General features: G+C 64.8%; 28 protein-coding genes and 1 tRNA gene. 20 read left to right on the top strand and 9 right to left on the bottom strand.

The annotated features are described in order from the left end of the window. The first annotated feature begins 83 nt into the window (after positions 1 to 83). The 5 genes from proS (at position 84) to IE101_RS12910 (ending at position 4,661) form a co-directional block, all read left to right on the top strand. Positions 84 to 1,424, top strand: coding sequence for a proline--tRNA ligase (proS, locus tag IE101_RS12930; protein WP_189634270.1), 1,341 nt, complete (start codon positions 84 to 86; stop codon positions 1,422 to 1,424). 197 nt (positions 1,425 to 1,621) lie between these two features. Further along, the gene (locus IE101_RS12925) at positions 1,622 to 2,908 is read left to right on the top strand and encodes a lipoprotein-releasing ABC transporter permease subunit (protein ID WP_189634269.1); all 1,287 of its coding nucleotides are present in this window, start codon (positions 1,622 to 1,624) and stop codon (positions 2,906 to 2,908) included. After that, positions 2,901 to 3,575 (top strand): ABC transporter ATP-binding protein, encoded by a 675-nt coding sequence (locus tag IE101_RS12920; protein WP_189634268.1) that lies wholly within the window; start codon positions 2,901 to 2,903, stop codon positions 3,573 to 3,575. Before IE101_RS12925 ends, IE101_RS12920 begins: the two co-directional genes overlap by 8 nt. A 54-nt stretch (positions 3,576 to 3,629) precedes the next feature. Continuing rightward, on the top strand, positions 3,630 to 4,034 hold the full coding sequence (locus IE101_RS12915) for a c-type cytochrome (RefSeq protein ID WP_189634267.1): 405 nt from the start codon (positions 3,630 to 3,632) through the stop codon (positions 4,032 to 4,034). A gap of 3 nt (positions 4,035 to 4,037) precedes the next feature. Next, a complete protein-coding gene (locus IE101_RS12910) occupies positions 4,038 to 4,661 on the top strand; it encodes a DUF1345 domain-containing protein (protein ID WP_189634266.1) in 624 nt (207 codons plus the stop codon). Between the two features lie 33 nt (positions 4,662 to 4,694). Here IE101_RS12910 and parE read toward each other — a convergent pair whose 3' ends face one another. Beyond that, the gene (parE, locus tag IE101_RS12905) at positions 4,695 to 6,650 is read right to left on the bottom strand and encodes a DNA topoisomerase IV subunit B (protein ID WP_189634265.1); all 1,956 of its coding nucleotides are present in this window, start codon (positions 6,648 to 6,650) and stop codon (positions 4,695 to 4,697) included. Positions 6,651 to 6,773: 123 nt separating this feature from the next. After that, the gene (locus IE101_RS12900; protein WP_189634264.1) at positions 6,774 to 7,403 is read right to left on the bottom strand and encodes a glutathione S-transferase family protein; all 630 of its coding nucleotides are present in this window, start codon (positions 7,401 to 7,403) and stop codon (positions 6,774 to 6,776) included. Positions 7,404 to 7,573: 170 nt separating this feature from the next. On the opposite strand from IE101_RS12900, the gene ppk2 reads away from it, so the two are divergent. Next, positions 7,574 to 8,539 (top strand): polyphosphate kinase 2, encoded by a 966-nt coding sequence (ppk2, locus tag IE101_RS12895; RefSeq protein ID WP_373296119.1) that lies wholly within the window; start codon positions 7,574 to 7,576, stop codon positions 8,537 to 8,539. A gap of 96 nt (positions 8,540 to 8,635) precedes the next feature. Beyond that, positions 8,636 to 10,012, top strand: coding sequence for an MATE family efflux transporter (locus IE101_RS12890; protein WP_189634262.1), 1,377 nt, complete (start codon positions 8,636 to 8,638; stop codon positions 10,010 to 10,012). A 20-nt stretch (positions 10,013 to 10,032) separates the two neighbouring features. Here IE101_RS12890 and IE101_RS12885 read toward each other — a convergent pair whose 3' ends face one another. Together IE101_RS12885 and IE101_RS12880 are read right to left on the bottom strand one after the other, a co-directional pair. After that, complete coding sequence (locus IE101_RS12885; RefSeq protein WP_189634261.1) at positions 10,033 to 10,455, bottom strand: hypothetical protein; 423 nt, start codon at positions 10,453 to 10,455, stop codon at positions 10,033 to 10,035. A 9-nt stretch (positions 10,456 to 10,464) separates the two neighbouring features. After that, positions 10,465 to 11,667, bottom strand: a complete 1,203-nt coding sequence (locus IE101_RS12880) for a pyridoxal phosphate-dependent aminotransferase (protein ID WP_189634260.1) — start codon at positions 11,665 to 11,667, stop codon at positions 10,465 to 10,467. A 74-nt stretch (positions 11,668 to 11,741) separates the two neighbouring features. On the opposite strand from IE101_RS12880, the gene IE101_RS12875 reads away from it, so the two are divergent. After that, positions 11,742 to 12,029 carry an FAD assembly factor SdhE gene (locus IE101_RS12875; protein ID WP_189634259.1) on the top strand — a complete coding sequence of 96 codons (288 nt, stop codon included), beginning with the start codon at positions 11,742 to 11,744 and terminating at the stop codon, positions 12,027 to 12,029. A gap of 125 nt (positions 12,030 to 12,154) precedes the next feature. Further along, positions 12,155 to 12,652, top strand: coding sequence for a MarR family winged helix-turn-helix transcriptional regulator (locus IE101_RS12870; protein ID WP_189634258.1), 498 nt, complete (start codon positions 12,155 to 12,157; stop codon positions 12,650 to 12,652). Here IE101_RS12870 and IE101_RS12865 read toward each other — a convergent pair. The 3 genes from IE101_RS12865 to IE101_RS12855 form a co-directional block, all read right to left on the bottom strand. Then, positions 12,646 to 14,688 carry a capsule polysaccharide biogenesis protein gene (locus IE101_RS12865; RefSeq protein ID WP_229804166.1) on the bottom strand — a complete coding sequence of 681 codons (2,043 nt, stop codon included), beginning with the start codon at positions 14,686 to 14,688 and terminating at the stop codon, positions 12,646 to 12,648. The two genes, IE101_RS12870 and IE101_RS12865, sit on opposite strands and share 7 nt — an antisense overlap. A 1-nt stretch (position 14,689) precedes the next feature. Then, positions 14,690 to 15,844, bottom strand: coding sequence for a polysaccharide biosynthesis/export family protein (locus IE101_RS12860; RefSeq protein ID WP_373296118.1), 1,155 nt, complete (start codon positions 15,842 to 15,844; stop codon positions 14,690 to 14,692). Positions 15,845 to 15,953: 109 nt separating this feature from the next. After that, positions 15,954 to 17,270: a capsule polysaccharide biogenesis protein gene (locus IE101_RS12855; protein ID WP_229804165.1), complete on the bottom strand. Its 1,317-nt coding sequence runs from the start codon at positions 17,268 to 17,270 to the stop codon at positions 15,954 to 15,956. 176 nt (positions 17,271 to 17,446) lie between these two features. Between IE101_RS12855 and IE101_RS12850 the strand changes: the two genes are divergently transcribed. From IE101_RS12850 to IE101_RS12810, 9 genes are all read left to right on the top strand, one after another. After that, on the top strand, positions 17,447 to 18,043 hold the full coding sequence (locus IE101_RS12850; RefSeq protein ID WP_189634257.1) for a riboflavin synthase: 597 nt from the start codon (positions 17,447 to 17,449) through the stop codon (positions 18,041 to 18,043). Then, positions 18,040 to 18,591, top strand: coding sequence for a hypothetical protein (locus IE101_RS12845; RefSeq protein WP_189634256.1), 552 nt, complete (start codon positions 18,040 to 18,042; stop codon positions 18,589 to 18,591). Before IE101_RS12850 ends, IE101_RS12845 begins: the two co-directional genes overlap by 4 nt. Before the next feature lie 59 nt (positions 18,592 to 18,650). Next, entirely contained in the window at positions 18,651 to 20,087 is a 1,437-nt protein-coding gene (locus tag IE101_RS12840) for a protein adenylyltransferase SelO (protein ID WP_189634255.1), read from the top strand. 125 nt (positions 20,088 to 20,212) lie between these two features. Beyond that, positions 20,213 to 21,316, top strand: coding sequence for a 3,4-dihydroxy-2-butanone-4-phosphate synthase (ribB, locus tag IE101_RS12835; RefSeq protein ID WP_189634254.1), 1,104 nt, complete (start codon positions 20,213 to 20,215; stop codon positions 21,314 to 21,316). Between the two features lie 2 nt (positions 21,317 to 21,318). Continuing rightward, on the top strand, positions 21,319 to 21,837 hold the full coding sequence (locus IE101_RS12830; protein WP_189634253.1) for a 6,7-dimethyl-8-ribityllumazine synthase: 519 nt from the start codon (positions 21,319 to 21,321) through the stop codon (positions 21,835 to 21,837). After that, positions 21,834 to 22,304: a transcription antitermination factor NusB gene (nusB, locus tag IE101_RS12825; protein WP_189634252.1), complete on the top strand. Its 471-nt coding sequence runs from the start codon at positions 21,834 to 21,836 to the stop codon at positions 22,302 to 22,304. The genes IE101_RS12830 and nusB overlap by 4 nt, the downstream gene beginning before the upstream one ends. A gap of 11 nt (positions 22,305 to 22,315) precedes the next feature. Continuing rightward, positions 22,316 to 22,681: an META domain-containing protein gene (locus IE101_RS12820; protein ID WP_189634251.1), complete on the top strand. Its 366-nt coding sequence runs from the start codon at positions 22,316 to 22,318 to the stop codon at positions 22,679 to 22,681. 91 nt (positions 22,682 to 22,772) lie between these two features. Further along, complete coding sequence (locus tag IE101_RS12815; protein WP_189634250.1) at positions 22,773 to 23,087, top strand: hypothetical protein; 315 nt, start codon at positions 22,773 to 22,775, stop codon at positions 23,085 to 23,087. 333 nt (positions 23,088 to 23,420) lie between these two features. Next, entirely contained in the window at positions 23,421 to 23,849 is a 429-nt protein-coding gene (locus IE101_RS12810) for an MmcB family DNA repair protein (RefSeq protein ID WP_229804164.1), read from the top strand. Here IE101_RS12810 and IE101_RS12805 read toward each other — a convergent pair. Next, a complete protein-coding gene (locus IE101_RS12805; protein ID WP_189634248.1) occupies positions 23,833 to 24,045 on the bottom strand; it encodes a DUF6324 family protein in 213 nt (70 codons plus the stop codon). The genes IE101_RS12810 and IE101_RS12805 overlap by 17 nt on opposite strands. Positions 24,046 to 24,163: 118 nt before the next feature. Here IE101_RS12805 and IE101_RS12800 point away from each other — a divergent pair. Both IE101_RS12800 and IE101_RS12795 read left to right on the top strand, forming a co-directional pair. Beyond that, positions 24,164 to 24,240, top strand: a tRNA-His gene (locus IE101_RS12800). Between the two features lie 61 nt (positions 24,241 to 24,301). Further along, positions 24,302 to 24,853 (top strand): IS3 family transposase, encoded by a 552-nt coding sequence (locus IE101_RS12795; RefSeq protein ID WP_189634247.1) that lies wholly within the window; start codon positions 24,302 to 24,304, stop codon positions 24,851 to 24,853. 31 nt (positions 24,854 to 24,884) lie between these two features. On the opposite strand, the gene IE101_RS12790 is transcribed toward IE101_RS12795, so the two are convergent. Next, a partial coding sequence (locus IE101_RS12790) for a phage tail tape measure protein (RefSeq protein WP_229804163.1) occupies positions 24,885 to 26,676 on the bottom strand: 1,792 nt, incomplete at its 5' end.

Genomic DNA, 26,676 nt, shown 5'->3' with positions numbered 1-26,676 from the left:
CAGGGCGCCCCCCGGGCCACGCCAAACTTGCCCCGCCTGCCGCAACCCGCTAGGAACGGCGAAACGCTTTGATGAGGCCTCCCATGCGTCTGTCGCGCTACTTCCTTCCCGTGCTGAAAGAAAATCCCGCCGAGGCGCAGATCGTCTCGCACCGCTACATGCTGCGCGCCGGCATGATCAAGCAGCAGGCGGCGGGCATCTATTCCTGGCTGCCGCTGGGCTACAAGGTGCTGAAACGCATCGAGCAGATCGTGCATGAGGAACAGATCCGCGCGGGCCATATTCCGCTGCTGATGCCGACGCTGCAACCGGCAGACCTGTGGCGCGAAAGCGGCCGCTATGACGATTACGGCCAGGAAATGCTGCGGATCAAGGACCGGCATGAGCGTGACATGCTGTACGGGCCGACGAACGAGGAGATGATCACCGACATCTTCCGCAGCCATGTGAACAGCTACAAGGACCTTCCGCTGACGCTGTATCATATCCAGTGGAAGTTCCGCGACGAGGTGCGGCCGCGTTTCGGCGTGATGCGCGGGCGCGAATTCCTGATGAAGGACGGCTACAACTTTGACCTGACGAAAGAGGATGCGCTGCATGCCTATAACCGTCACATGGTCAGCTACCTTCGCACCTATGAGCGCATGGGCCTGACGGCCATTCCGATGCGCGCGGCCTCGGGGCCGATCGGCGGCGACAATACCCATGAATTCCTCGTGCTGGCCTCGACCGGCGAGAGCGAGGTCTTCTATGACGACCGCGTCACCGAGCTAAAACTGGGCACCCGCGACGTGGACTACGACAACCGCGCCGAAGTGCTGGGGATCTGTGACGAGTTCACCTCGCTCTACGCCCGCACCGACGAGACGCATGACGCGGCCGTTTTTGAGCAGGTGCCCGAGGCGCATCGTAAGGTGGGCCGCGGCATCGAGGTCGGCCAGATCTTCTATTTCGGCACTAAGTATTCCGAGAGCATGGGCGCCACCGTGGTGACCGCCGACGGAAGCCGCGTGCCGGTCGAAATGGGGTCGCACGGCATCGGCGTGAGCCGCCTGCTGGGCGCGCTGATCGAGGCGAACCACGACGACAAGGGCATCATCTGGCCGGAAGGCGTGACCCCGTTCCATTGCGGGATCGTCAACCTCAAGCAAGGGGATGCGGCGACGGATGCGGCCTGCGAGGGGCTTTACAAGGCGCTGAAGGCCCAGGGTCTTGATCCGCTTTATGATGACCGGGACGAGCGGGCGGGGGCGAAATTCGCCACCATGGACCTGATCGGTCTGCCCTGGCGCATCACCGTGGGTCCGCGCGGTCTGGCCAATGGCGTGGTCGAGCTGACCAGCCGCCGCAGCGGCGAGAGCGAGGAGATGTCGGCCGAGGCCGCCGTCGCGCGCATCGCGCAGATCTACGCCGATCACCCCTGAGGGATGGTTGGGGCGGGGGGCTGTCTGCCCCCCCGTGCCTTCCCTTGCGGGAAGGCTTCCCCCCGAGGATATTTGGACAACGGGAAGGGGGGCGGGGTTCCGCCTTTCCGACCATAGAGCCGCGGGATGTGACAGGGGGGGCCCTTGACCTTGGGCGCCGCCCCCGGCAGGGTGCAGCCAAAATATCAGGCTGGACCATGAGCACACGCACCCCCCCTTTCGCGCCGTATGAATGGATGATCGCCTGGCGCTATCTGCGGGCGCGGCGATCCGAGGGCGGGGTCAGCGTCATGACCTGGATCAGTCTGATCGGGATCACGCTGGCCGTTTTTGCGCTGATTGCGACGCTGGCGGTACGGGCCGGGTTCCGAGCCGAGTTTGTCGATACCATTCTGGGGGCCAATGCCCATGTGACCGTCTATTCGGCGGGGCAGGTGGATGCCGAGGGGCGTCTGCAGCGCGGCTTTGCCGATTATGATGCGCTGGCCGAAAAGCTGCGTGCGGTGCCTGGCGTGACGCGGGCGGCCCCTCTGGTGAAGGGGCAGGTCATGGCGACCGCGGGCGGGGTGAACATGGGGGTGGAGGTCTTTGGCATCCGTGCCGCGGATATCCGCACCATTCCCCGTGTGGGCGACGGCGCGACGCATGAGGGCGATCTCGCGCGGTTCGACGCGGGCATTGCCATCGGATCGGGGATCGCGCGCGAGATGGGGATCGGCGTGGGCGACCGCATCCGGTTGATTTCGCCCGACGGGGTGAAGACCGCCTTCGGGACCAGCCCGCGCGTCAATGCCTATGAGGTGGTGTATGTCTTTACCGCCGGGCGCTATGACATTGACCGCACGCGGGTCTATCTGCCGCTGAGCGAGGCGCAGGCCTATTTCAACCGCGAGGGCCGGGCCGACGAGATCGAGGTCATGGTGGCCGAGCCTGAGGCGATTGACCGCTACGAGCTGCCGATCCTGCAGGCGGGAGGGCCGGATGCCATGCTCTGGACCTGGCAGGACAGTGCGGGATCCTTCCTTCGGGCGCTGACGATCGAGGACAATATCATGTTCGTGATCCTGTCGATCCTGGTGCTGATCGCCTCGATGAACATCGTGTCGGGGTTGATCATGCTGGTGAAGAACAAGGGGCGGGATATCGGCATTCTGCGGACCATGGGGCTGACTGAAGGGTCGGTGCTGCGGGTGTTCTTCATCTGCGGCGCCTCGACCGGGATTTTGGGTACGCTTTGTGGGGTGATCCTTGGCTGCCTTTTTGCCATCTACATTGATCCGATCTTTTCCTTCGTGAACTATGTTGCGGGGGGCGGGGTCTGGGACCCGTCGGTGCGCGGGATCTATGAGCTGCCCGCGAAACTGCAGATCGGGGATGTTCTCTCGGCGGTCTCGCTGAGCCTGGGACTTTCGTTCATCGTCACGATCTTTCCCGCCCGCCGGGCGGCCCGCATGAACCCGGCGGAGGCGCTGCGCTATGAGTGAGGTTCTGCGGCTGGAGGGGATCACCAAGGCCTATAACCGGGGCAAGCCGGGTGAGGTGCGGGTGCTGAACGGCGTCGATCTGGCGCTGGGGCGGGGCGAGGTCGTGGCGCTGGTCGCGCCGTCGGGGGCGGGGAAATCCACGCTGCTGCATATCGCGGGCCTGCTGGATACGCCCGATCAGGGACGGGTGATCATCGGCGGGCAGGACATGACCGGCCTGCCGGACCGCGCCCGGACCGAGGCGCGGCGCGATGCCGTGGGTTTCGTCTATCAGTTCCACCATCTGCTGCCCGAGTTCACTGCGCTGGAAAACGTGGTGCTGCCGCAGCTCGCCAATGGCGTGGCGCGCAAGGCGGCCGAGCGGCGGGCCGAGCGGCTCTTGCAGGCCGTAGGGGTGGCGGACCGGGCCTTGCATCGTCCGGCGCAGCTGTCGGGCGGGCAGCAGCAGCGCGTGGCCTTTTGCCGGGGTCTGGCCAATGCGCCCGAGCTGTTACTGGCGGATGAACCGACGGGGAACCTTGATCCCGGCACCTCGGATCAGGTCTTTGGCGCGCTGATGGCGCTGGTGCGGGAAACCGGGCTTTCGGCGCTGATCGCCACGCATAACATGGACCTTGCCGCGCGCATGGACCGCATCGTCCGGCTGGATCAGGGGCGCGTTGTCTGACCCTTGCGGGCAGGGCGGGGCCGTGGTTCTCTAGGCGCAAAGAAGGAGGCCCCGATGCAGTTTCTCAAGCCCTTGATCTTGCTGGCCCTGATCCCGCTTGCCGCTTGCGTGAAGAAGGAACCCGAACCCACCGGGGCCGAGGATTTTGCCACCTATTGCGCGGCCTGCCATGGCGATGGCGGCAAGGGCGATGGGCCGATGCGCGACACGCTGGACAAGCGTCCCGCCGATCTGACGACGCTGGCGCATCGCAACGGTGGCACGCTGCCCATGGCGCGGGTGATGAGCAAGATCTGGGGCTATGCCAAGGCCCCGGATGGCACGGTGATGCCGCAATTCGCCCCGCTGCTGGAGGGCGATCAGATGGTGCTGTTCGACAGCGGCGACGGGATCAGCACGCCCACGCCGCTGCGCCTTGTGCAGCTGGCCGAGCATATCCAGACCCTCCAAGGGAAATAAGCCGTGTTCGCCCGCCACCGCCGCTTTCTGATTGCCTTTGCCGCGGGGCTGGGGGTCGGGGCGGGGGCCATGACGCTGGATCTGGGGCGCGGGGCGGCGGTGCTGATCGCCGCCAATGCGTTTTTCGTGATCTACCTGGCGCTAATGGTGCATCTGCTGCAGGGGGCGGGGCCTGCGGTCTTTCGGCGCCATGGCAATCTGTCGGATGAGGGGGTGCCGCTGATTGCGGGCTTGGCGCTTTCGGCGGTTGCGCTCAGCCTCTGGGCCATTGCCCATGCCCTGTCCCAGGGATCGCGGATCGAGGCGGTGCTGGCGATTGCCTCGGTACCTTTGGGCTGGTCCATGCTGCATGTGTTGGCGGCGGCGCATTACGCTGCGCTGTGGTATCAGCCCGACCGCGTGCGCCCCGGCGGCCCGCCTGCGCGCGGGCTGGCCTTCCCCGGCGGGGGCGAGCCGGGGGCGGGCGATTTTCTCTACTTCAGCTTTACCATCGGCATGACGGCGCAGGTGTCGGATGTGGTGGTGGAGCGCCCCGGCCTGCGCCGGCTGGTGCTGGCGCATGGCGTGGTGTCCTTCTTCTACAACACCGTCATTCTGGCGCTGGCGGTCAATGCCGCGGTGGGCTGAGCGCAAGGACAAGGGGGCCGCAGCCCCCTTGTCTTACACGTCCAGCTCTTCCACGAAACGCGCGTTTTCCTGAATATACTGGAAGCGCAGCTCGGGCTTCTTGCCCATCAGCCGTTCCACCAGATCGCTGGTTTCACCCGGTTCATCCTCATCGATCGAGACGCGGATCAGCGTGCGGGACTTGGGGTCCATCGTGGTTTCCTTCAGGTCCTTGGCGTCCATCTCGCCCAGACCCTTGAAACGCTGCACATCGATCTTGCCCTTGCCGCCCAGCCCTTTCTCCAGCCAATATTCCTTCTCGGCGTCATTGGCGACATAGACGCGCTTGGCGCCCTGCGTCAGCCGGTAAAGCGGCGGGCAGGCCAGATAGAGATGCCCCTGATCGATCAGCGGCCGCATCTGGGTGTAGAAGAAGGTCATCAGCAGGCTGGCGATATGCGCGCCGTCCACGTCGGCGTCGGTCATGATGATGATCTTTTCATAGCGCAGATCATCCAGCTTGAACTTGGTCCCCATCTGCACGCCAAGCGCCTCGCAGATGTCGCGGATTTCGGCATTGTCGCCCAGCTTGTTCGAAGCCGCGCCCAGCACGTTCAGGATCTTGCCCTTGAGCGGCATGATCGCCTGCGTCTCGCGTTCGCGCGCGCCCTTGGCCGATCCACCGGCCGAGTCGCCTTCGACGATGAAGAGCTCGGTCCCGTCGCGGTTCTTGGCGCTGCAATCCGTCAGCTTGCCGGGCAGGCGCAGGCGTTTGGTCGCGGATTTGCGTTGCGTTTCCTTTTCCTGCTTGCGGCGCAGACGTTCTTCGGCGCGCAGCACGAGGAAATCAAGGATCGCCCCCGCCGATTTCGTATCATTGGCCAGCCAGTTGTCGAAATGGTCGCGCACGGCCCCTTCGACCCATTTCGCCGCCTCTTCGGTGGACAGGCGGTCCTTGGTCTGGCCCACGAATTGCGGTTCGCGGATGAAGCAGGACACCAGCGCGCAGCCGCCCGTGAGCAGGTCTTCGCGGGTGATCTGATCAGCCTTGCGGTTCTTGACCAGATCGCCATAGGCGCGGATGCCCTTGAGGATGGCGGCCCAGAAGCCCGCCTCATGCGTGCCGCCTTCGGGGGTGGGCACGGTGTTGCAATAGGACTGAATGAAGCCGTCGCGCGACGGGGTCCAGTTGATCGCCCATTCCACGCTGCCCGGCACGCCGTATTTTTCGGTGAAATTCACCTTCCCGGCAAAGGGACGGTCGGCATAGGTCGTGGTCTTTTGCATCGTGTCGGCCAGATAGTCGGCCAGACCGCCGGGGAAGTGGAAGGTCGCCTCAAGCGGGGTTTCCCCGTCGTTGATCGCGGTTTTCCAGCGGATTTCCACGCCCGAAAAGAGATAGGCCTTGGACCGCACCATCTTGAGCAGACGCGCGGGCTTCATCTGGAGCGAGCCGAAAATCTCGGCATCGGGGTGGAAGGTCACGCTGGTGCCGCGGCGGTTCGGCGCGGGGCCGACCTTTTCCACCGGTCCCTGCGGGATGCCGCGGGAAAAGCTCTGGCGGAACAGCTCGCGGTTGCGCGCGACCTCAACCACCATACGGTCGGACAGCGCGTTCACCACCGAAGCGCCGACGCCATGCAGACCGCCCGAGGTCTGATAGGCCTTGCCGTTGAACTTGCCGCCCGCGTGCAGGGTGCAGAGGATCACCTCCAGCGCGGATTTGTCGGGGAACTTCGGGTGCGGATCGACGGGGATGCCGCGGCCGTTGTCGCGGATGGTGACGCTGTGATCGGCGTGAAGCTCAACCTCGATGCGGTTGGCATGGCCGGCCACTGCCTCGTCCATCGAGTTGTCCAGAACCTCGGCCACCAGATGGTGGAGCGCGCGTTCATCGGTGCCGCCGATATACATCCCCGGCCGCTTGCGGACAGGTTCCAGCCCCTCGAGCACCTCGATCGACGAGGCGTTATATTCCTCGGGTTGGGCGGCGAACATGTCTGAGACCATGGGGCGCTCGATTCCTTGTCATGCGGATATGGGCGGTGATTAGACCATCCGCCGCAGGTTGGCGCAAGCCACCGGAATCAAGTGCTAGGGGGCGCTGGTGGAAAGCGCCCCAACCGGTTGCCGTTATGCGGGTTCTGCAAGCCGGGCCTGCCACATGCGCTGGAACGCGGGGCGGGCGTGGCAGCGCGCAAGCCAGGCGGTGATCGCGGGATAGGCGGCCATCAGGCCCGCATCCCCCTGGGCATAGCGCACGCATTCCGCAACGATGATATCGGCCACGGTAAAGCGGTCGAGCAGCCAGTCGCGCCCCGCAAGATGCGCCTCCAGCCGGGCAAAGGGGCGGTTCAGGCGTTCGGCGGCGGCGGCCTTCTCAGCGTCAGAGGCGCCCATCATCACCGTAAGGGCATCTGCCTCGACCGAGGTTGCGGCAAAGAGCGTCCAGTTTTCCACATGCGCGGTCTCGGTGGCTGTGGCGGCGGCCAGAGGCCCGCCCGCGCTGCGCGCCAGATGCAGGCACATCGCAAGGCTTTCGGTCAGCACCAGATCACCATCGACCAGCGCGGGGATCTGCCCGATGGGGTTCACCGCCAGATAGCTGGCCGAGCGAGTGTTCAGTGGCGCATCCGCGGCGTCGGGATCTGGCAGGCGGTAGGCCTGAATGACCGGGATCAGCGTGAAGGGCTGGCCCAGCTCCTCCAGCAGCCAGATCGGGCGCGAGGCGCGGGAACGGCGGCAACCATAGAGGGTTATCATCTGCGGCATCTCCTCTGGCGCAGGGTTTGCGGCATGAGAGGCCGCGCGCCCCGCAAGCGCAAGCCTTTCTGACGTTCCGCACCAAGATTCCCGGCCGGTTTTGACCCGGATCAAGGCGCCGCGTCACGAAATGGTGAAGGCTTGCCCCGTGCTGTAAAAAGGAGACGTTGATGGAAGATACCGCCGTGATCGCCCCCGCCGCGCTTGCGCCCGAACCCCCCGTTGTCGCCCCCGAAGGCGAGGGATTCGAACAGGTGGGCCCCCGGGCCTTCCCCAAGGCCGACGCCGACCAGATCCGGCAGGCCTTCGAATCCGGTCGCTACCCCTATGCCCGCCCGATGGGCCGCATCGCCTATGAGGCGGAAAAGGCGCGGCTGCAGGCCGAGCTGCTCAAGGTGCAGATCTGGGCGCAGGAAACCGGGCAGAAATTCGTCATCCTGATGGAGGGGCGCGATGCCGCGGGCAAGGGCGGCACCATCAAGCGCTACATGGAACATCTGAACCCGCGCTATGCCCGCGTCGTGGCGCTGACCAAGCCCAGCGACAAGGAAAAGGGCGAATGGTTCTTCCAGCGCTATATCCAGCATCTGCCCACTGCGGGCGAGATCGTGTTCTATGACCGCAGTTGGTACAATCGCGCCGGTGTCGAACGCGTGATGGGCTTCTGTTCGCCCTCGGAATACCTTGAGTTCATGCGCCAGGCGCCGGAACTGGAGCGGATGCTCGTGCGCTCTGGCATCCGGCTTTACAAATACTGGTTCTCGGTCACGCGCGACGAACAGCGCCGCCGCTTCATCGCGCGGGAAACCGATCCGCTGAAGATGTGGAAGCTCAGCCCCATCGACAAGGCGAGCCTCGACAAATGGGATGACTATACCGAGGCGAAAGAGGCGATGTTCTTCTATACCGACACCGCCGATGCGCCCTGGGTCATCGTCAAGTCGAATGACAAGAAGCGCGCCCGCCTGAATTGCATGCGCCATTTCCTGTCGACCATCGACTATCCGGGCAAAGACCCCGAGGTCGTGGGAACCCCCGATCCGCTGATCGTGGGGCGCGCGCATCAGGTGATCGGCGGCGAGGGGCATATCCTTTCGACCGCGCTGCCGCATGATTACAGCCGCGCGCGCGGCTGATCCGGCGCTGCATCTTTGGGTTGAAATGGGGCGCGGACGACATGGAATGTCGCCCGCTGCCTTGCCGCATCCTTGACCATCCGGTAAACGGAGCGGATGACCCAGCTTCTGTCCCGCCTCGCCCACGCCCGCGCCCTGCTGGCGCTTGGACTGCCCCTTGTCGGCAGCCATATCGCGCAAATGGCGCTGCATGTCGTCGATACCATCATCCTCGGGTGGTATGGCGTGACCGAGCTTGCCTCGGTCGTGCTGGGGGGATCGTGCTTTTTCGTGATCTTCATTCTGGGGGCGGGCTTTGCCCAGGCGGTGATGCCCATGGTCGCGCAGGCGCTTGGCCGCGGCGATGAAACCGAGGTGCGCCGCGCCGCCCGCATGGGCATGTGGCTGTCGATGCTGTTCGGCTTCATGTGCTATCCGCTGTTCTGGTGGTCGGAACACATCCTGCTGATGCTGGGCCAGAAACCCGAGGTTGCCGCCCATGCCGCCGATTTCCTGCGGATCGCGGGGCTGGGGATGGTTCCGGCGCTGCTGGTGATGGCGCTGAAAAGCTATCTCGCGGCTTTGGAGCGGACCCAGGTCGTCCTCTGGGTCACGGTGGCGGCGGTCTTTGTGAATGGCTTGATCTGCTATCCGCTGGTCTTTGGCCGCTGGGGGGCGCCCGAGATTGGGGTTGAGGGCGCGGCTATCGCCTCGCTTGCGGTGCAGGTCATGACGCTGGTGTTGCTGGTTGCCTATGCGGCTTGGCTGCCCTTCGCGCGGCGGTTCCATCTGTTCCAGCGCTTCTGGCGGCCGGATTGGCACGCGATGGGGCTGGTCTTCCGTCTGGGCCTGCCCATCGGCCTGACGGGGCTGGCCGAGGCGGGGCTGTTTCAGGCCACCGCCCTGATGATGGGCTGGATCGGCACGGTCGAGCTGGCCGCCCATGGCATCGCCATGCAGGTGACCTCGATCGGTTTCATGATGCATATGGGCCTGTCCAATGCGACCACCGTCCGCACCGGCCGCTTTGCCGGGGCCGAAGACTGGGGCAACCTGCGGCGCGGCGGGGTGATGGCCATCACCATTTCGGCGGTGGTGGGGGTGGTGCAGATCGGCATCTACCTGATCTATGCCGAACCGATCGTCGGCCTTTTCATCGACCGCAGCAGCGCCGAGGCGCCGCAGATCCTTGCCTTTGGCAGCGTGCTTCTCGCCTATGCGGCGGCCTTCCAGATGATGGATGCGGGGCAGGTGCTGGCGCTGGGGCTGTTGCGCGGCGTGCAGGACACCCGCGTGCCGATGTGGATTGCCGCGGTCAGCTATTGGCTGATCGGGGTGCCTGCGGGCTGGTGGTTGGCCTTCCGCGCCGATTGGGGCGGGGTGGGGCTGTGGTCGGGGTTGGTGATCGGCCTCTTCTTCGCGGCCTCGGCCCTGATGTTCCGGTTCTGGAGCCGCGTGCCCGCGGCCGCGCCCGCCACGGCCGTTCCGGCGTGAAGGCGGGCGTGTGAAGGGGATCAGGCGTCCCCGTCGTCGTCGCTTGCGCTCAGCAGGCGTTCGGCCTTCTTGCGCACCAGCACCGACCGCAAGTCATGCATGGCCAGCAGCAGGGCATCCGTCACCTCTTCCAGCTGGTCGGGGGTGGCCTTGGATTGCACCCAATGGGTGGTGGTGTTCAGGTAATCCACCGCGCGGTGAATATCGTCGATGTCGCGTCGCGCCAGCAGCGCGATGCGCCGGGCCATCCAGTCGCGGATCGTCTGCAGGTCTTCCGGGGTCAGGCTGTAATCGCCATGCGGCTTGATATTGCCGTTCTTCACATTGACCGTGGCGATTTCATCCATGTCGATGCGGCGCTGCCGGTTCTCGGTATCGACCTTGAACACGACAGCCCCGTTTTCGCGGATGCGGAAGTAATAGTCTGGCAGATCGCCCGACATGGACACCCCTTATTTCAGACCTTCACAGAACTGCTTGATGCGTGTGCAGGCCTCGTGCAGCGCCGCGTCCGAGGTAGCGTAGCTGACGCGGAAGTTGGGCGAAAGCCCGAAGGCCGCGCCAAAGACCACGGCCACGCCCGTCTCTTCCAGAAGGGCGGTGGCGAAAGCCTCGTCATCGGTGATCGCCGCGCCGCCCGCGCTGGTCTTGCCGATGCAGCCCGCGATATCGGGATAGACGTAGAAGGCGCCTTCCGGCGTGGGGCAGGTGATGCCGGGGCAGGTGTTCAGCATCGAGACCACCAGATCGCGGCGGCGCTGGAACAGCCCCCTGTTGGCGGCCAGAAACTCTTGCGGGCCGGTCAGCCCTTCCAGCGCGGCATATTGGCTGACCGAACAGGGGTTCGAGGTCGATTGCGACTGGATCGTCCCCATCGCCTTGATCAGATGCGCCGGACCCCCGGCATAGCCGATGCGCCAGCCGGTCATCGCATAGGATTTCGACACGCCATTGCAGGTCAGCGTCCGGTCATAAAGCCCCGGTTCCACCTGCGCGGGGGTGCAGAAGGTGAAATCGTCAAAGACCAGATGTTCATACATGTCATCCGACATGATCCAGACCTGCGGGTGGCGCATCAGCACATCGGTCAGCGCCTTCAGCTCATCCCAGCTGTAGCCCGCGCCCGTGGGGTTCGAGGGGCTGTTGAAGATGAACCATTTGGTGCGCGGGGTGATGGCGGCCTCAAGCTGCGCCGCGGTGATCTTGAAGTTGTTCTCCAGCGTCGCCACCACCGGCACCGGCGTGCCGCCCGCAAGCTGCACCATATCCGGGTAGCTGACCCAATAGGGCGCCGGGATGATCACTTCATCCCCCGGATTGCAGGTTGCCATCAACGCATTGTAGAGGATCTGCTTGCCGCCTGTGCCAACCGTGATCTGGTTCGGGGCATAGGTCAGCCCGTTTTCCTTCAGGAATTTCGCGCAGATCGCCTTTTTCAGCTCGGGGATGCCATCGACGGCGGTGTATTTCGTCTTGCCTTCATCGATGGCCCGCTTGGCGGCATCCTTGATGTTCTGCGGCGTGTCGAAATCCGGCTCACCCGCCCCCAGGGCGATGATGTCGCGCCCGGCGGCCTTCAGCTCGGCGGCCTTCGTCGTCACGGCAATGGTGGGCGAGGGTTTGACACGGGCGAGGGTATCGGACAGGAAGGCCATGCAAAGCTCCGGCAGGCGGGATAAGGTCGGCCGAGTTCTAGGCCCAAGGGCCCATGCGGGCAAGGAAAATGGCAATGGCACAGACGGTTGCAGAAACGGCGGAAGCGCGGCTCAAGCGGATGCAGATGCGGAGCTGGCGACGCGGGACCAAGGAAATGGACCTGATCCTCGGCCCCTATGCCGAGGCGCATCTGGCGACCATGTCGCCCGAGCGTCTGGATCTGTACGATGCGCTGCTGGGGGAAAATGATCAGGACCTGCTGCCTTGGGTTCTGGGCCAAACCCCAGCGCCGGAACGGTTTTCCGTGCTGATCACTGACATCGGCGCCTTTGCCCGCGCGCGGTTGCAGCCGGGCGCCTGATCAGGTGGCCGCGCCGGTCGGGCGCGGCAATTACCTAAAATTGCACGGTTTTGCCGCAGCAATTTACGGGATGTTTCCTTTTTGTGCCGAATCTGCCCCTAGAACTGAACGGTGGAGATTGCGGTATGACGGTTCATCAACAGGTGCTTGACGGCGCGCATAGGGCGTTCATGTTCGGCTATCTGGAAAACCTTGCGCTGATCGAGCGGCTGCACCGTCTGCTGCTGGATGTGGTCAAAGACGAATTCGAACGGCTGGGTCTGCTGGAGATCAACCCCGTTCAGGCGCTTTTGCTGTTCAACATCGGCGAGAATGAAGTAACGGCGGGGGAACTGAAGTCCCGCGGTTACTATCAGGGCAGCAATGTCAGCTACAATCTGAAGAAGCTGGTCGAACTGGGCTATATGCACCATCAGCGGTCCGAGATTGACCGCAGGTCGGTGCGGGTGCGGCTGACGGAAAAGGGGCGCCGGGTTCGGGGCCAGCTGCATGAGCTGTTCTCGCGCCACGCGGGCGGGCTGGAAAAGCGCGGTCTTATCACCTCTGCCGGGATGGAGGATGTCAATCAGGCGCTGAAGCGGATGGAACGCTACTGGACCGAACAGATCCGCTATATCTACTGACGCCAGAGATGCGCCTGACTGGCAAGCATCCCCTGCAGCTTGGACAAGATCCGCAAGGCCGGGCCGGTGTTTGGGATCTGCCCTTGGGCCAGACGGTCAACCGCAACCTCCACCGGGCAGGGGCGGCGGCTGACGGGGTCGTAATAGCGCGGATAGGCGATGAGCGCGGCATGGATCAAATGCAAAAGGCCGGGGCGGGGCAGGGCATGGCCATCGGGCGCGCGGCGGCGACGCTCGGGCGGGGCGCCCAGATCGCGGGTCAGCCCCCAACCCGCGTAAAAGGGGGCGCCGGTGCAGGTCACCGGCTTGTCCCGCAGCAGCGCCTCGAACCCCAGAAGCGAGGTCATGGTCCAGACCTCGTCACAGGCCTCGATCAGACGGATCGGATCGGCGTTCCGGGCGATCACATCGGCCAGCCCTTCGGCCTGCACGGCGCCGGGGCGCAGGCCGGCCTCAACATCCGGGTGGGGTTTGTAGATGAGGACGGCATCAGGGTTTGCCGCCCGCGCCGCCTGCAAAAGCGCGAGGTTCGTGCAAATCTCTCCGGCGCCAAGGCGGATCGAGGCATCATCCTCAACCTGCCCCGGCACAAGGATGCGATGCCCTGCGGGCAGATCAGGCAGCGCGCCACCGAGGTTATACTTGCTGACCCCCGCCGCGATCAGCTGTGCGCGCAGCCGCTCCGCCCGATCCGCACCACCGGGGGGCAGGGGTGAGAGGATCAGCCGCTCCAACCGGCTCTCGCGGCTTGGGTCATAGTAAAGCCCGAGATCATCGGAAACGAGGCTGAGAGGGGGCACCAGCGCCGCGCCCAGCCCGCGCGAACGAAGGAACCCATCCTCAACCCGCCGTGCATCATCCGGGGTAGGGGCCGCGCCCCAGACCAGCAGCGGGCGTCCGCGCTGCTGCGCCACCTGGCTTGCCCGCGGGGTCGGATCGCGGAACAGCAGCGGGCGTTCGCCACCAAAGAAGGCCTGCAGATGGCGTCGTTTCCACAGCCGCATGCCCGTCGCAACATAGCCGCGACGATCCTCGCGATGCGCGCGCACCTCGGCCTCAAGCTGGTCCAGCGCCTCTTCGAAACTGCAAAGCCGGTCGCGGCAGGGGTCATACCAGACGGGTTGAAGGATCATCGCCGCAGCAAAAAGCTGCGCGGCTGTCAGCCGCCGCTTGCGCCGCGCAATCGGCTGGTGGTCCGCCGTCAGCCCCCAGCCCGCATACCATGGCTGGCCAAAGACCTGCGGACGATGGCCCGCAAGGATCGCCTCGAAGCCCAGCTGCGAGGAGACGGTATAGACCGCAATCGCCCCCTCCAACAGCGCCTGGGGCGAGACAGGATCGGCGCAGATCACCGTGCGGGCATCGCCATCGGCGGGACCGAAATGCCCCCCCCGATGGCCCAGCATGGTTTCCGGATGGCTACGGATCACGATCCGCGCCTGCGGGTGATCCTGCCGGGCGGCAGCAAGCATCTCGGCGAAGGTGGTTTCAGACGCGCCACTGTGCCGGATCGACGCATCGCCGCGCGTCTGATCGACCACCAGCACATAGCCTGCGGGGGGCGGGGGTAGGTTGGGGTCGTGAATGTTGTATTTCGACAGATGAAGGGCGCGAATACGATCAATCCCCTCTCGTGCGCGGCGCAAAAGGTTCGAATCGTCCAAGTCATGCGCGGCGAGACAGCGTTCGAGATCAGAGGGCGCGCTGCTGTCGAAATGCACCCCCTGCGTGTCGATCAGCAGGCCCAGCGGCGCATCGCCCGAACGGCCGGGGCGGACAGACCGCAGGAAGGCATCCTCAACCCGCAGAAGGGGCAGGCGCCGCGCGGCGGCCACAGCCTCGCCCCGCCGGGCATGGGGGGACCGTCCCCAGACCACCACGGCATCGGCATCCCCGGCCCGTGCCGCGCGCAGCTCATATCCCGCCAGCCGCAAGACACGCCGCACCCGGCCCTGCCACAGGAAGCCCGCGTTGAAATAGCACAGCCGCCGAAGGGGCGCTTCGGCGGCTGTGTCGGATGCCTCGCCTTGCGGCAAATCAGTTCCCGGAGCTGGCGGTCGAGCTGCCGACGCTGGCCAGCGTATCGGCCGCCCCGGCAGTGCCGGTGATTGCGGCGATGGTCTTCGACCATTGCGTGAACGGCGCCTCGGTCACATAGAGCGTATCACCATCGCGGATCAGGAAATCGCGCGCCTCGAACATGCCGGTCGGTTGGGTCAGGTCCAGCACATAGACCATGCGCTGTTCCCCCTTCAGGTCCTTGCGGCCCAGCACGGTGTTCGCCACGGCGGCGGTTTCATTGCGGAACACGAAGACCCCCGTGGGATCGGCGAGCGAAGTGTTCAGGCCCCCGACCTGGGCAATCGCCTCAATGGCCGAAAGGGTCTGCGTCTCGAACGGCACAAGGCTTTGCGCCCCGGTCGCGCCAAGCGCCACGAAGGCACGCTGGTCACGTTCGACCACGATCTTGTCACCGCCACGCAGGGCTATGTCGAGCCCGGGGTTTTCATAGAGATCCTGCAGCCAGACCTTGCCGGTTTCACCGCCGCGGGTGACGCGCACCACCGCCACCGCCGGTTCGATCGCCACGCCGCCCGCTTTTGCGATCATCGACGAGAGGGTACGGGTGGGCCGTTCGATCGGGAAAACGCCCTGACCGCTGACCGCACCCGAGACGGTCACGGTCTGACCATCGCCTGCCAGCCGCGCGACCGTGACCTGAGGGTCCGGGGTCTGGCTGTCGAGCTTTTGGGTGATGATCTGGCGCAGGCTGTCCGGGGTCTGCCCGGCCGCCTTGATCTTGCCGGCATAGGGTACGAAGATGTAGCCTTGGCCATCCACCTGCACCTCATCCAGCGCCGAGACGCGCTGCCCGGTATTGCCCAGCAGCGGATCATCCTTGACGTTTTCGAAGATGGTCAGGCCCAGCACATCGCCGGGCGAGATGGTGTCGGAGCCGACCACGCCAGCCCCCGAGAAACGCGAGCTGAAGCCGAAGGCGGGCATGACCGAGGTCGCCCGCGTCACGCGGCTGTTCACGCTGACGACAAAGGCATCGCCGCCCTTGAGGACCGAGCCCGCGTAGATTTCGCTCTTGTTCGGGCCAGAGCGGGGCAGCCCGCAGGCGGCCACCGAGGACACCAGAACGGCCATGACCGCCGCCTTGGCTGCGCGGGAGGTGGTGAAATTCACTGCTCGGGCTCCTTGTTGCGTCGGGTCCCGCCTTGGCGGCGGTCCGCTTCAAGTTTTGCGGACAAACCTACAGAAAGACGGGCGAAATTGCGAGTCAGACATACGCGGATCATTGAACGAGTCGCAACTGTTGCCGTGGTGCCGCGTTTCCGGATGTCAATGCATCATAGGGATCTTCGGGGGCCAGCATCATGTCTACCACCTGTCGTAGGAGCGCCCGCCGCCCCCGCGAGGAATAGAATCCCCCGGGCACCTGGCTGGTTTCCAGCAGGTAGTGGCGATAGTCGCGATAGGCGCGGCTGTCGGGGCGGGTAGGCTGACGAAAGAACGCATGCAGGGGCTGGGTCGAGACGAATTCGGGCTTGGCATAGACCGCCGCCCCGAAGGTTTTCAGCGGCAGTCCGCGCCAGAGCACCTGTTGCCCGGCGGTGGAATTGACGGTGACGGCGCTGCGGGCATCGTTCAGAAGCCGCGCAAGTTTGCCCCCGCGCACGAAATGCACCCGGTCAAAAACCCCGTGTTCCCGTGCAAGGCGGCGGATCGTGCGGGCCACCGGCACACGCCCGTCCTCCAGCGGATGGGCCTTGAAGACCAGATGGTGATGGGGAGCGGCGCCTTTGGCGAATTCGGTGATCACCAGCTCCAGAAACTCGGTCATCGTGGAAAAGGGCGAATGCATCTGAAAGCTGGAGTCATGTTCCAGCTGCAGAAGCACGAGGTGATAGGGAAACCCGCCATGACGGATGCGGAAGGTGGCCAGCCTGCGTTCCAGTGCGTGAAAGGGCAGGGCGGCAAAGCGGCGGGCGTAGAGCCAGAATTCTTGCCGCACGGTCAGCGCGCGGTGCGGGCGAAAGCGGGGATAGGCGCGGAACCCGGCCAAGACAAAACCATGATACAGCGCGCCGTAGAACATGTGCTGGCGCATGTCGCCCCAGCGGGCGGGGGCATCGGGCAGATCCATGTCCAGCTGCGCCAGTGCCGCCTTCATTTCCGGCAACGAAAGCTGCATCAGCCGCGAATTCCCGTTCGATCCGCCACGTTCATAGGTGATCCAGTGGGGCCGCAGATAGCCCTCTTCAAAGACATGGATCACAAGACCGCGCGCGCGGGCAATTTCAATCGCGCGGGCATGGATCGGGCGGGTATCGCCGTAAAGCACGATCTCGGTGATGCCCAGCCGGTCGATCAGATCGGTAAAGACCTGCGGCCAGTCCTCGGGCCTGTCCTGAAAGGGGATGTAAGTGTCGCGGTGGGGCCAGAAGGCCCGGTCGCCACTGTTGAAGCCTACGCGCCAGACCTCTGCCCCGGCCGCCCGCAGCATCTGCGCCAGACGGTGAAACCAGGGACCATGCGGCCCTTGCAGGAAGAGGAACCGTTTCGCCTCTCCGGTCGTTCCGTGCTGCACACTCATACCCGTTTCAGTCATCACATGGTCCTGTCTCTCCGATACCATGCCAAGGGGCGCCGGGAAGCGGAAAAATGGGGCGGTCGCCCCATGCCGTGCGGAATGATGGGGATGGATGGCGGCAGATCTGTGGCCCGGTCTTGCCATTCCCGTGGCGCGGCGCTTAGGTCTGGGCAAACCGTTGCGGGAGAGAGACGATGTTCACCGGGATCGTGACCGATGTTGGCGAAGTGCTGGAACTGGAACAGCAGGGGGATCTGCGCGTGCGGATCGGCACCGCCTATGATGTTGATGGCATCGATCTTGGCGCCTCGATTGCCTGCGAGGGCTGCTGCCTGACCGTGATTGCGCTGGGGCGCAGCCCGCGGAACTGGTTCGATGTGCAGATCAGCGCCGAGAGTGTGAGCAAGACGAATATCGGTGCTTGGACGGTGGGCAAGCGGCTGAACCTCGAGCGCGCGCTGAAGGTGGGCGATGAACTGGGCGGCCATATCGTGTCGGGCCATGTCGATGGCGTGGCCGAGGTCGTGGCGATTCGCCCCGAGGGCGACAGCCTGCGCGTGACCTTCCGCGCGCCCGAGGCGCTGGCCCGCTTCATCGCGCCCAAGGGTTCGGTCGCGCTGAATGGCACTTCGCTGACGGTGAATGAGGTCGACGGCTGCGATTTCGGCATTAACTTCATCCCCCACACCCAAAGCGTGACCACCTGGAACGAGGTGGCGGTGGGCCAGAAGATCAACCTGGAGGTGGATACCATGGCCCGCTATGTCGCCCGCCTGCGGGACTTTGGGTGACACCGGGCATCGGGCATAACGGCGGGCCGGAAACTGCCGGCCTGTCATGGCGGCGGCATTGCTGGCAGGCCGCCCGGTCTGCCCTGCTGCCCCATCTGCCGATCGAAGTGCTGCGCGGCCGGGTGCGCCGCGCGCAGGAGCTGGGTCTGGATTACAAGACCTATGCCAGTGTCCGTGCCGCCTCGGGGCATGATGTGGTGGCCTTTCTCTTTTCGTCGAATGCGCTGCGGGTGGGGCCGCGGGATGCGAGTTTGCCCACCGACCGTGCGGCGCGACTGGCCCGGATCACGGGGTGCGGGCAGATCGCGCTGACGGTGACGCCGCTGACGCCGCAAACCCTGCCCGAGGCCGCGCGCTTTGACGCCGTCCACCCCGCGCCGCGCCCCTATGGCAGCTTTGCCGAGGCGCGGGCGGCGCTGCTGGCCGCGCGTGGGCCGCACCGGCCCGAAGGCGTGGTGCTGGTGGGCGAGGCCCCGTTCGAGGCGGAATGGTGCGTCGCGGGGCGTCTGGGCTATTACCTGCCCGCCGACCGCTTCTTTCCCGCCTGACGCTTGCCCTGCCCGGATCCGGGGGCCATATCCGAGGGGCGAACAGGAAAGGGCGGCGGATGGATTGGCAATTCGACAACAGCTATGTGCGGGATCTTCCCGGAACCTGGCTGCGCCAGCGCCCCGCGGCGGCCCCTGCGCCGCAGCTTCTGCTGCTGAACACCGCGCTTGCCGCCGAGTTGCGCCTCGACCCCGTGGCCTTGCAGCCCATCGCCGCCGATGTCTTTTCCGGCAACCGCCTGCCCGAAGGGGCTGATCCCGTGGCGCAGGCCTATGCGGGCCATCAGTTCGGCGGCTTTTCCCCGCAGCTGGGCGATGGTCGCGCGCTCTTGCTGGGCGAGGTGGTGGATATTCACGGCCAACGCCGCGACATCGCGCTGAAAGGGTCGGGGCGCACGCCGTTTTCGCGCGGAGGGGATGGGCTGGCGGCCATTGGCCCGGTGCTGCGCGAATATATCATGGGTGAGGCGATGCAGGCGCTGGGCGTGCCCACCTCGCGCGCGCTGGCAACAGTGAGGACGGGCGCCCATGTGCAGCGCGACCGCGTTTTGCCTGGCGCCGTGCTGACCCGCGTCGCGGCCAGTCATATCCGGATCGGCACCTTCGAATTCTTCCATGCCCGGGGGCAGGCCGATCAGGTGCGCCGTCTGGCCGATTACGCCATCGCCCGCCATCATCCGCAGGCGGCGGGGGCGGAAAACCCCTATCTGGCCTTCTTTGATGCCGTGATCGCGGTGCAGGCCCGGCTGATCGCGCAATGGATGGGGCTGGGCTTTATTCATGGCGTGATGAACACCGACAATATGACCATCTCGGGCGAAACGATCGATTACGGCCCCTGCGCCTTCATGGAAAGCTATGCCCCTGGCACGGTCTTTTCCTCGATCGACCGGCAGGGGCGCTATGCCTATGCCAATCAGCCGCTGATCCTGGGTTGGAACCTTGCGCGGTTGGCCGAAACGCTGGTTGCGCTGTTTGACCCCGATGAAGAACGGGCCATCGATCTAGCGAATGGAAGGCTGGATGGGATCGCGGGGCAGTATCAGGCGGCCTGGTTGCAGGTCATGCGCGGAAAGCTGGCGCTGGCGGGCGAAGACCCCGGTGACGCCGCGCTGATCGCCGATTTCCTGTCGCTGTTGCAAGGGGCGGACTGGACGCTGGGCTTCCGCCGTCTGGCGGAAGCGGTGTCCGATCCGGGCCATCTGCGCCCGCTGCTGGCCGATCCGGCCGCGTTGGAGGGCTGGCTGCCGCGCTGGCGTGCGCGTCTTGCGCCCGATGCGCCGGCCCGGCTGCGCGCGGCAAACCCCATCTACATCCCGCGGAATTTCAAGGTCGAAGAGGCCTTGGCCGCGGCCGAGGGGGGCGACCTTGCCCCGGTGCAGCAGCTTTTACAGGTGCTGGCCGATCCCTTCACCGAACGCCCGGGGCTTGAGGCCTATGCCCTGCCGGCCCCCGCCGCCTTTGCCGGATCGTTCCGCACCTTCTGCGGCACCTGATCTGTGCGCCCCCGCAGGGCCGTATGGCGTATTTGCCGCGGTTTGCAGACTGGCCTTCACGGGCGGGCCGCGCTATGGCACAAAAAAGGCCCATGAGGGGCCCGCCATAGCCAGGATGACATGCGATGAGCCAGTCGAAGAGCGATTTTTCCGACGCCATCTCCTCGGTAGAGGAGATCATCGAGGACGCCCGGAAGGGCAAGATGTTCATTCTCGTGGATCATGAGGACCGCGAGAATGAAGGGGATCTCGTGATCCCGGCGGAAATGTGCGACGCGGCGGCGATCAACTTCATGGCCACGCATGGCCGCGGTCTGATTTGCCTGACGCTGTCGAGCGAGCGGATCGACCAGCTGGGCCTGCCGCTCATGGCCTCGAAGAACTCCTCGCGGCATGAGACCGCCTTCACCGTTTCCATCGAGGCGCGGGAAGGGGTGGAAACCGGGATTTCCGCCGCCGACCGCGCGCGCACCGTGGCCGTGGCCATTGATGACAAGACTGGCCCGCAGGACATTGCGACGCCCGGCCATATCTTCCCGCTGCGGGCGCGTGACGGGGGGGTGCTGGTGCGCGCAGGCCATACCGAGGCCGCGACCGACATTTCGCGTCTGGCCGGGTTGAAGCCCGCGGGCGTGATCTGCGAAATCATGAATGATGACGGCACCATGGCCCGTCTGCCCGACCTGATCCAGTTCGCGCAGCGCCATAACATGAAGATCGGCACGATTTCCGATCTGATCGCCTATCGCCGCCGCCATGACAATCTGGTGCGCGAACGCGCGGTGAAGCGCGTGACCTCGATCCACGGCGGCGATTGGGTCATGCGGATCTTTTCGGACGTGGCGCAGGGCGGCGAACATGTTGTGCTGACCAAGGGCGACATCGCCTCGGGCGAGCCGGTTCTGGTGCGGATGCATGCGATGGACCCGCTGGCCGATGTGCTGGGGATCGGCGATTCCACCAGCGCGGGCGAGCTGTCGGGGGCGATGCGCCTGATCGCGGCCGAAGGGCGCGGCGTGGTCGTGCTGCTGCGCGACACCTCGATGAAACTGATCGACGGGGCAGAGGTTGCGCCGCAGACGCTGCGCCAGTATGGGCTGGGGGCACAGATTCTTGCCGCGCTCGGTCTGCGGCAGATCACGCTTGTCACCAATCACCAGGCACCGAAGGTTGTGGGTCTTGAGGCCTATGGTCTTTCGATCGCCGGAACCCGCCCGATCAAGGACTGACCATGGCTGCGAACGAAACACATTACACTTTGCCGCTGCCGCGCTTTGACCGGCCTGTAAAGCTGCTGATCGTGGTATCGCCCTATTACAAGGATATCGCGGATGCACTGGTCGCCGGGGCCAAGGCCGTGGCTGCCGATTGCGGCGCCGAGGCCGAGGTGATCGAGGTGCCGGGCGCGCTGGAGATTCCGACCGCCATCGCCATGGCCGAACGCATGGCCGAATATGACGGCTATGTCGCGCTTGGCTGCGTGATCCGCGGTGAAACCACCCATTACGATACGGTCTGCAATGACTCCAGCCGCGCGATCACGCTGCTGGGATTGCAGGGCGCCTGCATCGGCAATGGCATCCTGACGGTGGAAAACCGCCATCAGGCCGAGGTCCGCGCCGAGGTTGCGGGCCAGAACAAGGGCGGCGGGGCAGCGGCGGCGGCGCTGCATCTGATCGCGCTTTCGCATAAATGGTCCGGCAGCCGCGGCGGCATGGGCTTTCGTCCCGAAGGGGGAATGTCCGCATGAGCAAGGCTGACAAGAAACAGATGCGGTCCGCCGCGCGCTATTTCGCCACGCAGGCGCTGTTCCAGATGGAAACCTCGGGGCAGACGGTGGAGCGCGTCGTCCGCGAATTCGAAAGCCACCGCTTCGGCGAGGTTTTCGAGGATGGCACCGAAATGGCCGAGGGCGATCTGAAGCATTTCCGCAGCCTCGTGTCCGAGGCGGTGAACTGGCAGGCCAAGATCGACCAGCTGACTGACCGTGCATTGGTGGCGAAATGGCCGATCGACCGGATCGACCCGGTGATCCGCGCGCTGTTCCGGGCCGCCGGGGCCGAGCTTGTGGCGCTGGACACCCCGCCCAAGGTGGTGATCAACGAATTCGTCGATGTGGCCAAGGCCTTCTTCGATGATGGCAAAGAGCCGAAATTCGTGAATGCGGTGCTCGATCATATGGCCCGCGAAGAAAAGCCCCAAGCCTTTACGGCCTGAAGGGCATCGCGATGAAGCGTCCTCTGCTTGCCTGCCTGATCCTGCTGGCCGCCTGTCAGTCCGACGGGCCGACCTTGGCGCAGGAATGGGTTCTGCAGGCCAAGGGCGCGCGGCCCGTCACGCTGGACCTGCGCGAGCCGGGGCGGGCTGCGGGGCAGGCGCCCTGCAACCGCTGGTTCGCCACGGTCGAGGGCACCTTGCCCGCGTTCCGGCTGTCGGGCATCGGCGCGACGCGCATGGCCTGCCCGGATCTGGCCGCCGAGACGGCCTTTCTTGCAACCCTGTCCCGCGTGACCCGCGCGCAGGTGCAAGAAGGGATGCTGGTTCTGGAAGGGCCAGGGGGCGAAATGCTCCAATTCTTGCCGAAAACCCCCTGACCTGCGCAAGAATGCGCCGCGGTGCGGCGCTTTGGCACTGGTCCTCGGCGGTCAGAGTGCTAGGTTTTCCTCATTGACAGGAGGAATCGCCATGCCGAAACTCGTCCGCCTTTACATCACCAATGTTGCGATTGGGTATGGGTTGTCTGCGGCCTTTGTCGCGCTGCTGGTCGGGTTTGACATTGCCAACCTCGGCCATCTGGTTCTGGAAACCGAAATGGGCTGGCTGGCCGCGCTGATGATGTTTGTGAGCAATGGTGTCGTGTTTGCCGGCGCGCAATTCGCCATTGCGGTGATGCGTCAGGCCCAAACCGATGACGGCCCGCACGGCGGCACCCGGGCCCCGGCGCTGATCCCGGTGCGGGTTGAGGCTAAGGCCCAGACCACGCGCCGCGTCCGGCACTGACCTAGGCCCCCGAATGACAAAAGCCCGGCAGCGCCGGGCTTTTTCAGATGTAGGTGGCGGGCCCGCAGCAACCGTGGGCGACGGATTTTCCCGAGAGCCAGAGGTCTCAGGTGGGTGCCAGGTAGCAAGACCAGGATCCTGCCAGAGCCAGCCCCCGTTCGTTTGCTTATCGGCCACTGGAAAAGTGTCCCACACGCGAGGAGCAGCACCCGCCACCCCCTAGGTAGGCCGCGCCTGCGCCCCTTGCAAGGGTTCTTGGCGGGACTTGCAACCTTGTTCGCCATGTGTTCTTTTTTCGTCATGGCGGAAGATGATCAGACCCAAACCCTTTTGATGCCCGGCCAGCGCCTTGCGCGCGGGGTCTGTCGGCATCTGCTGGGCCATGGATTTGTCAGCGTGGAAGAGCTTGTGCCCAGCCCCGGCCTGCGCGTCGATGTGATGGCGCTTGGCCCTAAGGGCGAGATCTGGGTGATCGAATGCAAATCTGGGCGGGCGGATTTCGCCGCCGACCGTAAATGGCAGAATTATCTGGAATGGTGTGACCGCTTCTTCTGGGCGGTGGACCTGAATTTCCCGACCGAGATCCTGCCTGAGGACACCGGCCTGATCCTGGCCGATGATTACGGGGCCGAAATTTTGCGGATGGGGCCGGCCACGCTATTGGCACCGGCCCGTCGCAAGGTCATGGTGCAGAAATTCGCGCGCCATGCGGCGCTGCGTCTGCAGGCGCTGCGGGATCCGCGGATCAGCGCTTCCCCTTAGGGCGGCTGTCGGCCATGGCGCGGGCGGCCTCTGCCGCTGCGCGCAGCTCTTCCGCGATCTCTTCGGCCTCATCAGGATCGAAGTCGAGCGGCAGCTCGATCCCGCCCTCTGCCTCGACGTAGATTCGTACCATGCCCTGATCGGTCGGCCCGATTTGCAGGTTCGCCGCGATCTCGCTTTGCTTGTCGATGCCCATCGCATCCTCCAGATTTCCGATGCTTTTCTTGATCTTTGGCCTAGCGCCGAAAAAACCTGATGGCAAGCGCGTGAGGGGTCTTGCAATCCCCGAAGCGGGGGGCTAAACCGCCGCCAGTGCCGACTTAGCTCAGTTGGTTAGAGCACCAGATTGTGGATCTGGGGGTCCCCCGTTCGAGCCGGGGAGTCGGTACCATCCTTCCTTAATAAGGAAAAGCATAGGCCCCTTCAGGGGCCTTTTGCTTTTTGTGCCAGCGATGGCCGCCAGTTTCTGGGGCGAGCTGCAGCTGATGGACGCGCTGATGATGGCCGTGTGGCGACGCGGCAAGTCTGACGCGCTGCTTAATCATTCAGATCAGGGCTCGCAATACACAGGCGAGCAGTTTCAACGGCTTCTGGCCGAAAACGAGATCACCTGCTTGATGAGCCGGGCCGGAAACGTCTGGGATCGAGCCATGGGAACGCCACTGGTCCGAGAGACCATGGCGAGGTCGGAAATGGAGAGCTTCTTCTCATCGCTGAAGACCAAACGGGCGGCACGGAAGGTTTACCGCACCCGAGACGAGGCACGCGCCGCCGTCTTCGATTACATCGAGCGCTTCTACAACCCGCGCAGACGGCATTCGAAACTGGGCTACCTCAGCCCCATGGAGTTCGAGGCCCGCGCTATGCTAGCTGAACTCGCCGTCCACGAAACCGGCAGCAGCTCAGGCGTCGAAACCATCGCTCGGCTCGGTTGCTTGAACCAATGCCGGGGCGGCCTCGTCCGGTTCGTTGGAGGGACGCTCGGCGGATCTGCCGGGGTCTGACGCGGCGGTTTGGTCCGCGGCTTGGGTCGGTTCAGCGGGAGCGTTCCGTTCCAATCCTGCTGGGGCGTGCGGGGCCGTTGAGGATGTTTTCGTAAAGCTGGTGGACGTGTTTTCGCCCGAAAGTTCGAGGGCGAGGTAGGGCTGGTTGTCGGAGAAATGGCCACGCGTACGCCGCTCGCGTTCTTCGCTGAGCTCGATCATGAGCCGAAGCATCTTGTCGGCGAGGATCGGCAGATCCTCGTCCTCTCCGACGAGGTCGATCCCGAGGTGACGCGCCGTGCTTTCGATCGCGCGCAAGGCCGGATCGCGTTCGCAGAGGAAAAGGGCATCCCGCAGCGAGGCGCGGATCGCGGTTTCCAAGGCCAGGCTGGCCTCGGCTGGCGTCGATCTGATCCAGCTTGGCAGCCTCCTGGGACAATTGTGCGATCGCGGCGCGGGTTGCCTCGAGGTTGCGACGGATCCCTTCGCGTTCCGTGCCCAAGGCAGTTTGTGCCGTGTCCAACACGTGGGCTGCGTTTTCTGCCACCGAGGCAGAGTTCTGCATCAGGGTCTCCGAAACCGTTTCAACAAGATCTCCAACTCGGCGCAGTGTAATCTCGATCCGCTCCTGCGATGCACGGATTGGGTCGAATGCGGCGGTCAGCGTCTGACTTGCTCCACGGAACCCGGTCGAGGCGCCATTGATGGCATCGGCCCCCGTGTTCATGCCCAAGGCCGCCTTTTGCGCGCCCGATGCGCCTTCTTTTACAGCATCAGCGAATTCCGAAAGGCGCCCGCTTACCTCTTCCAGACGCGACAGGAGTTCGTCGCCGATGACCCCGCCCATTTCTGTGCCAAGCTTGGCGATATCGGCACTGGTTTGGTTGAAGCTCTCCAGCAGGGACTGGCCCGCACCGGTGATGGCCTGACCTGCTTCTTCGGTGCTGGCCGCGATCCTTTGGCGCGCGGCTTCTGCGCTGGCCTCGCTGGCGTTGGCCAAGGTGTCGCGGAAGCCTTCCGCCGCACGGCGCATTTCATCAGCGGCTGCGCGCATTGCTTCTGCGCCCTGTCCAGTGTTGTCACGGATGCCCGAAAGGGTCTCGTTCATCACCGAAAGCAACCGGTCTGCGCCCGCGTTTATCGTGTCGGTCGCAGTTTGCCCGCTGGCCGTGACCTTTGCGCTCAGATCTGCTAGGGTTTGCGACATCTGTCCCAAGGCCTCCCGCAGTCCATCCCCAACCTGGGCGCCAAGGCCCGAGATGTCCGAACTTGTCTTGCTGAAGCTTTCCAACAAGGCGGTCCCCGCTCCGGTGATGGCTTTGCCCGCTTCCTCCGAGCTTGCCGCCATTTTGAGCCGCACGGCCTCAGCGCTTTCTGCGCTGGCAGCGGTCAGGGCCTCGCGGAAGCCCTCTGCTGCGCGGCGCATCTCTTCGGCAGCGCTACGCATCGCAGTGGCCCCTTGTCCTGTGTTTTCGCGGATGCCGTTCAGTGTGTCGTTCATCACCGAAAGCAGGCGATCCGCGCCGGAGGTCATGGCTTCGGTGGCAGTTCTCCCGCTGGCCGCAACTTCAGAGCGCATATCGGCCATGGCCTTGGACAACTGGTCAACGGCGTCCCGCAGGCCGTTCCCGGCCTGAGCCTGACTGCCGTCCATCCGATCCACCATGAGGCCAATACGGTCAGTGGCTTCGCTAAGCGACACGCTGGCCCGTGTCAGGGCATTGCCCACGGATTGGGAGAGTTGTTTCGACAGATCGCCTACCATGCCCTCCATGTTGCTGGTGCCCAGGCGTTGATGATGTGACCGCCCCCCGACGGCATCGATGTGCCAAGGTGGGTCTGCG

The sequence above is a fragment of the Gemmobacter lanyuensis genome (assembly GCF_014652355.1).
In the GTDB taxonomy this organism is placed as follows: Bacteria; Pseudomonadota; Alphaproteobacteria; order Rhodobacterales; family Rhodobacteraceae; genus Gemmobacter; species Gemmobacter lanyuensis.
Note: the sequence above shows the minus strand (reverse complement) of the source record. Positions and strands in the feature narration are given on the sequence as shown.